This is a genomic window from Balneola sp. (assembly GCA_002694685.1).
GTDB lineage: Bacteria > Bacteroidota > Rhodothermia > Balneolales > Balneolaceae > Gracilimonas.
Map to the genome: position 1 here is coordinate 89,065 of NZMW01000004.1, position 12,993 is coordinate 102,057.

Here is a 12,993-nt window from a genome sequence, read left to right on the forward strand (position 1 = left end):
AATCTGCGCCACCCTCGTTCTATTCTATACGTTGTTCAAGGCTTCGTTTAGAGCTTGCAAGCTTTTCTTGGCATCCCCAAAAAACATCTGATTCTTTTCATCATAAAACAGAGGGTTGTCGATGCCGGCGTAACCGGGGCTCAAACTTCGCTTGAAAACTATCGTTCTTTTGGCTTCATCTACATTTAGAATTGGCATTCCATAAATAGGGCTTCCGGGTTCGGTCTTGGCAACCGGATTCACCACGTCATTTGCACCAATTACAAGAACCACATCCGTGCTTTTAAACTCAGGGTTGATTTGGTCCATATCCAAAAGCTGATCGTAAGGAACATCAGCCTCGGCAAGGAGCACGTTCATGTGTCCGGGCATACGTCCCGCAACCGGGTGAATTCCATATTTTACCTGAACTCCACGTTCTTCAAGTTTTCCAGCCACTTCTTTAATGACATGCTGAGCCTGAGCCACAGCCAACCCATAGCCGGGAACAATAATCACTTTAGAAGCATAAGCTACCTGTATGGCGAGATCATCAGCGGTTGTTTCCCGTACGGTTTTGTCGCCCTCTTCGCCGGAAGCTCCACCACCGGAATCACCACCAAAAGCTCCGAAGATGACGTTAGTAAGCGAGCGGTTCATGGCTTTACACATAATTTGTGTGAGGATAAGTCCGGCTGCACCCACAAGTGCACCTGCAATAATGAGCAGGTTGTTACCGATTACAAATCCGGCCATAGAGGCAGCTATTCCTGAATAGGAATTCAGTAATGAAATAACAACGGGCATATCAGCACCACCAATCGGAATTACTGAAGTAATACCAATTAACAATGACAATCCGAGGATAATCCAGAAAATAGTTTGGTTAGTTGGATCAACGGTAAAAAATCCGATCAGCACAACCACACCAATCATAGAACCAATGTTGATGAAGTTCAATCCCGGGAAGGTGATGGCATTTCCTGAAATAAATCCTTTCAGTTTACCAAAAGCGATAAAGCTTCCAGTGAAAGTAAGAGCACCTATAAAGATGCCTAAACCTGTAGTTACTAAACTATCCGGCGACATAGTGGTAGGGTCTACGAGTCGGGAGAATTCACCCCAGGCAACTAGCGCAGAAGCGCCACCACCAAAGCCGTTAAATACCGCTACTAGTTCGGGCATTGCGGTCATGGCAACTTTCTTGGCAAGAATGGCACCGATTAAACTACCGATAACGATTCCGGCAATAATCCATTCAAAAGAAATAATTTGTTGATCAAAAAGAGTAACAACAATTCCAATCAACATACCAATGGCTGCATATTGATTTCCCTTTCGAGCCGTAGCCGGGGAGTTCAATAATTTCAACCCGCGAATAAAAAAGAAGGTCGCGATCAGGTAAATGATTTGAATGGCATCGGGTATAAAAGGTAAAAGTGATTCCGGTAAAAACTGACTCATTGGTCATCCTCCTTTTTCTTGAACATCTCGAGCATGCGGTCGGTTACCATAAATCCACCCACCACATTAATGGTGGCAAATATGATGGCAACAAAACCAATAATCTGGCTCACTTGGGAATCTAAGCCCGAGTGCCCTGCAACAATTAGTGCACCCACAATGGTAATGCCTGAAATGGCATTGGCGCCCGACATTAAAGGGGTATGCAAAGTTGGAGGTACTTTTGCGATAAGTTCAAAGCCAATAAAACAGGCCAGAACAAAGATAAATAGGGAAAAAATTAAGGCTGACATGATATTTGAATATTGAATATCGAACAAGGAACATTGAATATCGAATTGTAAAGTATTCCCATGTTCAAAGGGTTAAGTAAAATTCAGTTATTTAAATATTAGAGTTTGTACTCAGTTCAAGATTCGTGATTGAATGTTCAATGTTCACGATTCCTTAAGCATTGGGCTTACAATTTCACCTTGATGGGTGATGGTGGTTTTAAGTAGAATTTCATCTTCAAAATTGAAGTTGGCTTCCCCTTCTTGAATCAATAGGTTCAGCAAAGCATACATATTCTTTGAGTATAACTTACTGGCGTGATGAGAAAGCTGACTGGGTAAATTAATCGGACCCACAATTTTGACATCGTGTTTGATTACGGTTTTCCCGGCTTCGGTGAGTTCACAATTTCCGCCATTTTCAGCGGCCAAATCAACAATTACAGAACCCGGGGCCATATCTTTCACCATTTCTTTGGTGATTAACAGAGGAGCCGGTCTTCCGGGAATCAAAGCAGTAGTAATTATGATATCAGATTTCTTGGCATGCTCATGAATCACTTCCCGCTGACGATCCTGGCTGCTTTTGTCTAATTCTTTTGCGTAACCGCCTTCGGTCTCCATGTCTTCTTCGAGAGGAACTTCGACGAACTTAGCTCCCAAACTTTCTACCTGTTCTTTTACGGCAGGTCGAATGTCAAAAGCTTCAACTACTGACCCCAAACGTTTGCAGGTAGCAATGGCCTGAAGTCCAGCTACACCGGCTCCTAAAACAAGAGCTTTGGAAGGAGGGATGGTGCCGGCGGCCGTCATCATCATGGGTAAATACTTGTCCAATTCATTCGCAGCAATCAATGCTGACTTATATCCGGCAATGGAACTCATGGAAGATAAAGCATCCATATTTTGAGCTCTTGAAATCCGTGGAACAGCATCCATGCCTAAAGCAGAAATTCCAAGCTCTTTCAAGGTTTCCACAAGTTCTTTGTGCTGCAGGGCCCACAGGAAGCAAATGAGTATGGCTCCTTTCTTTAATTTCTTTAACTCTTCATCTGAAGGGGTTTGTATGGTAAGCAGGACGTCGGCTTGTTTCAGAACATCATCTCGGCTGTTAGCTATTTTAGCACCCGACTCTTCGTAATGAGCATTCAGAAAATTAGATGAGAGCCCGGCATCTTTTTCAACCCAAACTTCCAATTCTTGTTTTACCAGCTGTTGGGTTACTTCAGGCGTAAGTGCAACCCGGCGTTCATGTTCCGCTGTTTCCTTTAAAACTCCAACTATCACTATAAATCCTCCGTTAAAACATTTCAAACAACATAATGAAATCAATGAATATCACAAATATACATGGGAGCGCTTTTTAGGGGTTTTTCTTACTAACTGACAGAAATAATGAGAACGAGTAAGAATGATGAGTAAGAGAGCATCAAAACGAACAGAACAATGCGGATTATTTTTTGATATCAGCATAAGCTTGTTCTATGAATTTGATAGAGAATTAGACAGATAATTTTATTGTCAAAACCTTATAATTAGAGTCGAATAAATAAAGGATTTTATTATGGAAGACATTGCAGGAAAAACATTTGACGTAGTAATTGTGGGCAGTGGACCTGCCGGCTTAACAGCAGCGCTTTATGCAGCTCGTGCTGATCTGAGCCCTTTAGTTTTTGAAGGACCGGAGCCGGGTGGTCAACTCATGACAACCACCGATGTTGAGAACTTTCCAGGTTACCCTGATGGAGTGATGGGTCCACAGATGATGCAGGATTTCCGCGAACAAGCAACTCGATTTGGAGCAGACTGTCGCTACGGGTTTGTTTCTGATATTGATTTCAGCAAGCGTCCTTACAAAATTACTGTGGATGAAAAGACGGAAGTTTTTGCAAACGCAATTATAGCCTCAACCGGAGCTTCAGCAAAATGGCTGCATCTCGAAAGTGAGCAAAAGCTAAGAGGAAAAGGTGTTTCTGCTTGCGCTACTTGTGATGGTGCCTTCTTCCGAAATGAACACGTAATTATTGTGGGTGGTGGTGATACCGCAATGGAAGAAGCAACCTTCCTGACCAAATTCGCAAGTAAAGTAACCGTTGTTCATCGCCGCGATGAATTGAGAGCCTCAAAAGCTATGCAAACCCGCGCATTCAATAATGAGAAAATTGAATTCATGTGGGATAGCGAACTTATTGAAGTTTTAGGTGAGCAAGTTGTGGCCGGTGTAAAGATCAGAAACTTGAACACGGAAGAAGTCACTACGCTTGATGACGTGACCGGTGTGTTTATAGCGATCGGTCATAAACCAAATACCGATCTTTTTAAAGGTGTGGTTGAAATGGATGATGTTGGATACATTCAAACTAAAGGACAGTCCACCGAAACAGACTTACCTGGTTTATTTGCTTGCGGAGATGCTATGGATGCTATATATCGCCAAGCAGTTACCGCAGCCGGAACAGGGTGTAAAGCTGCTTTAGACGCCGAACGTTATTTAGGTGAGCTTGAAAGTCGCGAAGCAATAGCTGAGGAGCACTGGAAGTAGAATGATGTGGTGATATAGTGATTAGGTGAGGTTCACTATATCACCAACTCACCATATCACTTTTTCTTCTTGCCGACTGTTTTCTCTTCCTTCTCTTCTTCCTCAGAATCTGAGTCTTCTTTTGATTCAGTCTTTTCTTCCGGTTCGTCCTCATCTTTGATATCTATAAACTCAGCATCTACGGAATACTCATCTTCATCCGTAACTTCGCGTTCTACAATAATCTGGTAGTCATTAATAAACATGGCGAACATTCCAATGGCTGAAATTACAGGAGCCATTGCGCCTACCAAAGCTGCTCCGGTTACTCCAAAAGCCAACTGAGTCTGAAATTTAATTTCACCTTCTTTGTCTTTTATAATCAGTTTTCTTGCACTTCCTTCCTTGATCAAATTTCGGATTTGCTTGATCACCTCATTCACTCCGCCCTGGATTTCCTGATAGATTGTTTTTGCCTTCTCTTTTGCTTCTTCTTTTTTCATGATATGTGTGATTTATGAAATTTTTTGTAAGGAATTGGATTCTCGCCGCTCTAACTACGTAAACACAATAAAAAAGATTCAGGTACAAAACATGCTTTCAAGAGTTTATTGTGCATCCACGGTTGGGGTAGATGCAAAAATTATTGACGTGGAAACACATCACACAAATGGAATGGTGAAGTTCTTTTTAGTAGGATTGCCAGACCGAGCCGTTAAAGAATCCCGTGATCGGGTTGAAGCGGCAATTCGAAATACAGGATCCTACTATCCATTGGGGAGAATTACAGCAAACCTGGCTCCGGCCGATTTACCTAAAGAGGGAAATGGGTTCGATCTGCCACTCGCCATTGGGATTCTGAATATGTCCGGACAACTCCATACCGACAAACTGGACTCTACCGTTATGTTGGGTGAATTAGCTTTAGATGGACAGATCCGTCCGGTTAAAGGGGTGCTTCCTGTGGCTGTCGAAGCTGCCAAAAAAGGATTCAAATATTTAGTAGTTCCTAAGGAAAATGGAGGAGAAGCCGCTGTAGTTGAAGGGATAGACGTATTTTCATTCGACCACCTTAATCAGGTGAAAGACTGGCTGGAAAACCGTGGGAATATAGATCCACTCAAATGTAATGTGCAGGAATATTTTCATCAAAATGGGAAGCACAATCCGCTGGACTTCAGTGATGTACGTGGACAAGAGAATGTTAAGCGCGCTCTGGAAATAGCGGCTGCAGGAGGGCATAATGTTATTATGGTTGGACCCCCAGGTTCAGGAAAAACGATGATGGCTCGCAGAATCTCAACTATTCTTCCACCCCTGACTTTAGAAGAGGCACTGGAGACGACAAAAATTCATTCTGTCTCAGGAATCCTTGAATCTGGTAAAGCACTTATTACGAAGCGACAATTTCGGTCGCCTCATCATACTGTTTCTGATGTGGCGTTGGTAGGAGGCGGGAGTATTCCCATGCCTGGAGAAATATCAATGGCTCACAATGGGGTGCTTTTTCTGGATGAGTTGCCGGAGTTTAAACGTAGTGCACTGGAAGTAATGCGTCAGCCTCTGGAAGATGGCAGCGTTTCTATTTCTCGAGCCAGAATGAGTGTGACCTATCCAAGCCGTGTAATGCTTGTGGCTTCTATGAATCCTTCTCCTTCGGGAGATTGGTATGATGCACAGGAAATGAATGGAACCAGTTCTATGCAGATGCAGCGTTACCTCAGCAAGATAAGCGGTCCGCTTTTAGACCGAATTGATTTACATATCGAAGTACATAAAGTGAGTTATGAAGAACTTTCAGGTAAAGCCAAAGGGGAATCTTCCAATGATATTCGTGAACGTGTAGTAGTTGCCCGGGAAATTCAATCTAAGCGGTTTATGGGAATGAAAGGTGTTTACAGCAATTCCCAGATGAGTACGAGAATGGTTCGCAAAGTTTGCAAACTTGACGATGCGGGCTCATCCATTCTAAAGAAAGCTATTACTTCTTTAGGCCTTTCGGCGCGGGCCTATGATCGTATCCTAAAAGTATCCAGAACGGTAGCAGACCTGGACCATTCCGAAGAGATTAAATCCAATCACGTAGCCGAAGCTATTCAATATCGAAGCCTGGATAGAGAAGGGTGGTTGGGGTGAGGAACCTAATTATTAGCTGCAGGTCTGAAGACCTTTGCTTATTAATTACATAGGTATTGAAAGAATCATAATTACCCAAACTTAAGACCAGTAGCTTAGAAGTTTAGATACAATAAACGAGGGAAGTAACTCTGGACTGCTATTAAGGAAAAGATAGAATGTCACAGTCATATTCAATTCATTGGATTCATTGCGTTTGGGGAAAAAAGATAGCCGTAAGGTTCTATTAAAGTCTTTTCGTTATAAGTTATTCAAACACATGAAAAAGTATGCGGAAGAAAGAGGAATCTTGCTGGATATTATAAACGGAGTGGAGGATCATGTACACTGCTTATTAAGGTTGAAAACAACACAATGTGTAGCTGATATAATTAGAGAAATTAAAGGAGAGTCATCCTTCTGGGTCAATAGAAAAATAATTCTTGATACAAAATTTGAATGGCAGAAAGGCTACGGAGTTTTTTCTGTATCACCCGATGACATCAACAGAATAAGAAAATACATCTATAACCAAGAATTACACCATCAAGGACAAACGTATAATCAAGAAGTCAATAACCTGATTAAGACAAAGTAAATCGACAAGCAAAGGTCTTCAGACCTGCAGCTGAAGCAATCATAGTATGATCTCAATGTTCGAATATTCACATATTCATGCGGTGTTTAGGCAAAAGAATTTATTTAAGATTATGGCTGAAGAAACTTAATCCTTGGGCATCAGTATCAATTAAAAAGGAGACGGTTATGAGAAACAGAACGGCATATTGGAGAGGCGGACTGGTATTTAGTTTACCAGTGCTAATTATTCTGACCTATTTACTACTGGTTTTATAAATCGGTTGATTCGAGCGCTGAAATTGGATAAGCTTTCCTTCTAAAATTAATCCAAGATCACGCTGATATTTTGTCCAGTTTTGTTGATGTAGCTTTACCGGCCGCTGTCCGTAAGCAATTTACCTATCATGTTCCTAAAGAGCTGATGAACTCTGTTCAGGCAGGACAAAGGGTATGGATTCCATTTCGAAATTATTATGCCATTGGAGTCATTGTCAGGGTACATGATCAAACGCCTTCCTTTAAAACAAAACCCATTCGAAAAATCCTAGACGAGGAACCTATTCTCTCTAATGAGTTGCTTGCTCTGACTCAGTGGATCTCCCGGTTTTATTACAGCAGCTGGGGAGAAACTATTCAGGCCGCCCTTCCTTCAGGACTTAACTTTGTTTCCCGAAAATACCTGAGGATTTCAGATTCAGTTGACAGAAATAAACTCAACAAGGATGAAAAAGAAGTAATCTCTGATCTTCAAGAAACAGAAACTACACTTAAGGAAGCCAAGAAAAGATATAAAGGAACCGGTTTAAATAAGGTGTTCTCAGGACTTCTGAAAAGTAAGGCTATCGAGATTTGGGAAGAACCGGACCTAAAGGTGACCGTAGCCACTGAGCGCCAGTGGATTTGGGCAAAGGGAAAGAATGAAAAAGATGTTCAGGATTTTGTACAGAGTGAGGAATCGAATACAGATTTAAAATGGGTGTCAGCTTTAGAGGCTTTTCTGGAGATGGGGCTACCGGTTCGTCAATCTGAAATTAAAGACGAAAATGCATTCAGCTCTTATACCCTGAAAAAGCTACAGGATGAAGGGTGGATCACCTATCAAGAGGTAGAGAAGAAATCCGATATTGAACATCTGGATTACGAGCCGGACTCTATTAAAACGCTAAATGAAGATCAGCAGGCTGCTTTTAGACAGATCAGTAAATCGCTTTCAAAAGAGGAGTTCGCCAATTATTTGTTGTTTGGGATCACGGGAAGCGGGAAGACAGAGGTTTATATTCACGCTCTTGAACAAGTTGTTGATAGCGGAAAAGGAGGGATTGTACTGGTTCCTGAAATTGCCCTTACTCCCCAAACAGTTTCTCGGTTCTATAGAATTTTTGGGAATAAAATTGCGGTCCTCCACAGCCGGATGACGAATCGTGAACGCCTTCAGGCGTGGAGAGACTTAAATTCAGGAAAGAAAAATATCGCGATTGGGCCACGTTCTGCTGTGTTTGCTCCGGTCCAAAACTTGGGTCTTATTATTCTGGATGAAGAACACGACAGTTCCTACAAACAAATGGATCCGGCGCCAAGGTATCATGCTCGTGAAACGGCAATTGTCCGTGCCCGGAAAAATAATGCTGTGGTTATTATGGGCTCAGCAACGCCCAGCATGCAGTCACTTAATATGGCAGCGAAAGGAAAGTGTGAGTTACTTGAGCTAACCAAGCGCCATGCCGAAGCCCAACTTCCCAAAGTAGAAGTATTAGACTTGAAGCAATACAAAGGAGCCATGCGTGGGGAATTAGCCGTTCCTCTTTTTATGGCAATGGAAGAAGCGCTCGAGAAAAACGAACAGATTATTCTGTTATATAATCGCCGTGGCTATGCCAGCTACTTGCAGTGTGAAGACTGTGGGCATATTCCTCAAAGTCCTGAATGTTCCGTAAGCCTGACCTACCACAAGCGGAAAAATTTATTAATGTGCCATTATTCAGGCTACTCAAGGCGGGCGGATACGAATTGTGAACAATGCGGCTCACAAAATTTAAAAGTACAAGGTTCCGGCACACAGAATATAGAGGAGCAACTGGAAGATTTATTTCCTGATGCCAAAGTAATTCGTTTTGACCGGGATTCGACTTCGCGAAAAGGAGCGCACGAAAAAATTCTGAATGCCTTTGGTGAAGGCGAAGCTGATATTTTGATCGGCACACAACTTGTAGCTAAAGGACTCGACTTCCCCAATGTAACTGTTGTTGGGGTGATTGATACCGATACCGAATTAGCATTCCCATCCTTTCAGGCAACAGAACGGATGTATCAATTGTTGAGTCAGGTTTCGGGAAGATCGGGACGTGGCGAAAAAGCGGGAACGGTATTTTTACAAAGTCGTCAGCCTGAAAATTCAGCAATACAGTTTGCCCGAAAACATGACCATAAAGGCTTTGCACGGCAGGAAATGGAGTTTCGAAAACCACTTTACTATCCGCCATACTCACGGTTGGTTCGGTTTGAGCTGAAATCGACCAAAGAACAAGAAGTGAGTCAGGCCGCGCACCAACTAACCTCATCTATAGGCAGAGTGATGCCTGAACTTCCGGTATTGGGTCCTTCTCCGGGGGCTATCCCATGGATGAATAAAAAATATATATGGGAAGTGACGTTGAAAATTGATCCAGAAAAAGGAGCTGGATATATAGAGGCAGTGATAGGCAAAATCATGCAAGTATATGAAGCTGAAACGAAGGGCAGGTTTTCTTCAGTAAGGGTGAATGTGAATCCAGATGCTATCCAATAAAAGTTCACTGCAAAAACTTGCATAAAGGCTGGCAAAGTCGGTATTTAAAGGGAATTCAACTTTAACCCATCTAACGAAACAGATTATGGGAGAAGAGCGCGTAAAGCTTGCAGACAATAATGAAGAGGTGCAATCTTTTATGAAGCATGTGCTTCGCGATTTGCGGGCACTTCAAAAAATGCTTGATGAAGATTGGATTGAGACCGATACTTTACGGATTGGCGCAGAACAGGAATTATGTATGGTAGATCCCCATGGGAAAGTATTTCCCAAATCATTGGAGGTATTGGAAGCCTTGGGAGAAGGGAATTATACGACTGAATTTGCCCGCTTCAACCTCGAAATCAATATGGATCCCCTTGAATTTACCGGCGATTGTTTATCGAAAATGGAATTCAACATGCATAAAGAAATGGAGTATGTGCGCAAAACGGTGGCTGAAATTGGTGGGGATACGCTGCTTACCGGAATCCTTCCGACCATACGGAAAATGGATCTGGATATTAAAAACCTGACACCACTTCAACGGTATGAAGCATTATGTGAGGCGATCAATAAACTTCGGGGAAAAGAATATGAACTTCGTATTCAGGGAATGGATGAATTGCTGATGAAATTTGATTCTCCCTTACTCGAGGCCTGTAACACGGGTTTTCAGGTACACCTGCAGGTAAAGCCTGACGAATTTGTTAACAAATATAATATTGCACAAGCAGTAACGGCACCGGTACTTGCCTGTGCTGTGAATTCACCGGTTCTATTTGGGAAACGATTATGGGCTGAAACGCGAGTTGCATTGTTTCATCAGTCCATAGACACCCGCCAGGTTGGTGAGCATCTTCGGGATTCGAGTCCACGGGTAACCTTCGGCAATGAATGGCTTGAGAACAGCATCCTGGATATATATCAGGAAGATATATCCCGGTACAGGGTAATGTTAAGTGCGGAGATCGAAGAAGAAGTTGAAGAAATGATGGAGCAGGGAATAGCTCCGGAATTGATGGCTTTGAAAGTGCATAATTCATCAGTATATCGGTGGAACCGACCATGTTATGGAGTTGGCAACGGAAAACCACACCTAAGAATTGAAAACAGGGTATTGCCATCCGGGCCAACGGTTATTGACGAGGTAGCAAATGCTGCATTCTGGCTTGGTCTACTGAATGGTTTTGAGGATGAGTACCCGGATATAACAAAAGAAATGGACTTTGATAATGCGAAGATGAATTTCTTTGCAGCATCAAAGATGGGTCTTGATACTAAATTTATTTGGACCAAAGACCGAAAGATCACCGCTGTAGATCTTATTAAAGATGAGCTGCTTCCAATCGCCAGAAATGGACTCAAAAAAGCAAATCTTGATTCTGGTGATATCGATACCTACCTAAATGTTATTGAAGAGCGGGCTACTTCAGCTCAAACCGGTTCTTATTGGGTGGTGAAATCCTATGGCAAGCTGATAAAAGAAGCGAATAAAGAGCAGGCGCTTTCTGCGATCACTAATGCGATGATTAAAAATCAGAAAAAAGGTGAACCGGTTCATAAATGGGGTTTGGCTAAAATAGAAGATATGGAGTACTGGAAGCCGTCAACTCTGATGGTGGAAGAGTTCATGACAACCGATCTTTTTACGGTTCGGAAAGATGATATTTTAGAATTTGTAGGGAATTTACTGGATTGGAGGAAAATCAGATATCTGCCTGTAGAAGACGATCAGAAGCACCTCACCGGACTGATTACCATGCGTCAATTGTTGAGGGAATACTACCGAACAGCTGAAGATGGAGAAGATACCGGAGCGAAAACAGTCTCTGAAATAATGATCCAGAATCCCATTACCATTCATCCGGAGGCATCTATTATGGAAGCGATGGATATTATGAAGGATCAAGGAATAGGCTGTTTGCCGGTAGTTAAAAACAGTCGTGTAGTTGGGATCATCACCGAGGGCAACTTTATGAACATTACGACTCTGCTATTGAAGAAATTAGAAAGCCAAAAGGATTAAGATTTTTGATTGAAGAACAGACTGAAGAAATAAAATTGGAAGAGATATTTGAGAAAGAAAGTTTAGACCGCATAATTTGGAGTCATAAATCTGACACTGGGCCTGTGGCTGTCGTATTTGCAGCTATTCATGGAAATGAAATAGCCGGGTTAAAGGCGAGTGAACGTCTTTTGGATGAGTTACGTGAGAATTCAGATAATTTGAATGGTTCTGTTTATATAATTAGCGGGAATAGAAAAGCCATTAAAGAAGGAGTACGATTTTTAGACTTCGATCTGAACAGAATTTGGGGTGATTTAGGTGAAACAGGGAAGAATAAGCCTAAGGAAGAAAGCAGGGAATGGCACGAAGCACATGATATTCTTGATACCATTCTGCATATCATTGAAGAACATAGCGCTCATACTGATGAAATCTCATTTGTAGATTTGCACACAACATCAGCTAAAAGCTGCGCTTTTTTATTATTCAACGATACCATTAGGAATCGAGAGAATGCCGCTCAATTTCCGGTACCGCAAATTTTAGGGATTGAAGAAAACATCCACGGCACGCTGATGAGCTACATCAACGACCTTGGATATCCTGCTATCGGGTTTGAGGCAGGCAACCATTTCGAAGATGCTTCTACTGACAAAACGGAGGCATTCCTTTGGCTATACCTCCACCATAAAGGTATTTATAAATTAAATACTTCAGAGATAGCACATTTTGAAGGTAGAATAAGTGACTCGAGTGATGTTGAGAATAGATATTATGAAATCAGCTATCATCAGTACTTAGAAGATGCATCCCTATTCAATATGAAAAGTGGATACTACAATTTTGACCGCGTACAGAAAGGGGAGCTGCTAGCCTATTATGAAGGAGAGCCGGTTGTTGCACCTGAAAAAGGTCTGATATTTATGCCTTTATATCAGAATAAGGGGAATGATGGATTTTTCATTCTTAAAGCTCGTTCTTCGTTCTGGTTAAAGTTGTCGTCCCTATTCCGTGATTCTTTCTTTAATAATTATCTGCAATACCTGCCGGGAGTGAAACTTGAGGGTGATGGTGTTTTTGAAGTTAATCTGAACGTGGCCCGTTTCTTTGTAAAGGAGGTTTTTCACCTGCTGGGATATCGAGTAATTAAGAAAGGTAAAGCGAAACTCATCTGTTATAAGCGCTAAATTTAATTCGCTTAAGAATTGGTTCTGAATCAGTAGTGAAATTAATTTTGTTGGGTGACTCACACTTTGCGTATGTTTGGAGACTGATTTCAGTAATAAAC

At 42.0% G+C, this 12,993-nt stretch carries 10 protein-coding genes; 6 read left to right on the forward strand and 4 right to left on the reverse strand.

The annotated features are described in order from the left end of the window. Window positions 1–24: 24 nt before the first annotated feature. From CL667_05925 to CL667_05935, 3 genes are all read right to left on the reverse strand, one after another. Window positions 25–1,443 carry an NAD synthetase gene (locus tag CL667_05925; protein MAL17229.1) on the reverse strand — a complete coding sequence of 473 codons (1,419 nt, stop codon included), beginning with the start codon at window positions 1,441–1,443 and terminating at the stop codon, window positions 25–27. Beyond that, window positions 1,440–1,739 (reverse strand): NAD(P) transhydrogenase subunit alpha, encoded by a 300-nt coding sequence (locus tag CL667_05930; protein MAL17230.1) that lies wholly within the window; start codon window positions 1,737–1,739, stop codon window positions 1,440–1,442. Before CL667_05930 ends, CL667_05925 begins: the two co-directional genes overlap by 4 nt. 141 nt (window positions 1,740–1,880) lie before the next feature. Beyond that, window positions 1,881–3,002, reverse strand: a complete 1,122-nt coding sequence (locus tag CL667_05935; GenBank protein MAL17231.1) for an NAD(P)(+) transhydrogenase (Re/Si-specific) subunit alpha — start codon at window positions 3,000–3,002, stop codon at window positions 1,881–1,883. Window positions 3,003–3,279: 277 nt separating this feature from the next. On the opposite strand from CL667_05935, the gene trxB reads away from it, so the two are divergent. After that, window positions 3,280–4,257, forward strand: coding sequence for a thioredoxin-disulfide reductase (trxB, locus tag CL667_05940; protein MAL17232.1), 978 nt, complete (start codon window positions 3,280–3,282; stop codon window positions 4,255–4,257). A gap of 56 nt (window positions 4,258–4,313) precedes the next feature. Here trxB and CL667_05945 read toward each other — a convergent pair whose 3' ends face one another. Further along, window positions 4,314–4,739, reverse strand: a complete 426-nt coding sequence (locus tag CL667_05945; protein ID MAL17233.1) for a hypothetical protein — start codon at window positions 4,737–4,739, stop codon at window positions 4,314–4,316. Window positions 4,740–4,830: 91 nt separating this feature from the next. Between CL667_05945 and CL667_05950 the strand changes: the two genes are divergently transcribed. The 5 genes from CL667_05950 to CL667_05970 all read left to right on the forward strand — a co-directional run bounded on the left by CL667_05950 (window position 4,831) and on the right by CL667_05970 (window position 12,892). Next, the gene (locus tag CL667_05950; GenBank protein ID MAL17234.1) at window positions 4,831–6,372 is read left to right on the forward strand and encodes a magnesium chelatase; all 1,542 of its coding nucleotides are present in this window, start codon (window positions 4,831–4,833) and stop codon (window positions 6,370–6,372) included. A gap of 169 nt (window positions 6,373–6,541) precedes the next feature. After that, on the forward strand, window positions 6,542–6,949 hold the full coding sequence (locus CL667_05955) for a transposase (protein MAL17235.1): 408 nt from the start codon (window positions 6,542–6,544) through the stop codon (window positions 6,947–6,949). Between the two features lie 327 nt (window positions 6,950–7,276). Continuing rightward, entirely contained in the window at window positions 7,277–9,715 is a 2,439-nt protein-coding gene (gene priA / locus CL667_05960; GenBank protein ID MAL17236.1) for a primosomal protein N', read from the forward strand. An 85-nt stretch (window positions 9,716–9,800) separates the two neighbouring features. After that, window positions 9,801–11,723 (forward strand): CBS domain-containing protein, encoded by a 1,923-nt coding sequence (locus CL667_05965; GenBank protein MAL17237.1) that lies wholly within the window; start codon window positions 9,801–9,803, stop codon window positions 11,721–11,723. After that, complete coding sequence (locus CL667_05970) at window positions 11,693–12,892, forward strand: hypothetical protein (GenBank protein MAL17238.1); 1,200 nt, start codon at window positions 11,693–11,695, stop codon at window positions 12,890–12,892. Before CL667_05965 ends, CL667_05970 begins: the two co-directional genes overlap by 31 nt. Window positions 12,893–12,993: the final 101 nt, after the last annotated feature.

Excerpts from the sequence above, each read along its gene's own strand:
- CL667_05925 (MAL17229.1), bottom strand. The coding sequence starts at position 1,443 with ATGAGTCAGTTTTTACCGGAATCACTTTTACCTTTTATACCCGATGCC.
- trxB (MAL17232.1), top strand. The coding sequence starts at position 3,280 with ATGGAAGACATTGCAGGAAAAACATTTGACGTAGTAATTGTGGGCAGT.
- CL667_05945 (MAL17233.1), bottom strand. The coding sequence starts at position 4,739 with ATGAAAAAAGAAGAAGCAAAAGAGAAGGCAAAAACAATCTATCAGGAA.
- CL667_05950 (MAL17234.1), top strand. The coding sequence starts at position 4,831 with ATGCTTTCAAGAGTTTATTGTGCATCCACGGTTGGGGTAGATGCAAAA.
- CL667_05965 (MAL17237.1), top strand. The coding sequence starts at position 9,801 with ATGGGAGAAGAGCGCGTAAAGCTTGCAGACAATAATGAAGAGGTGCAA.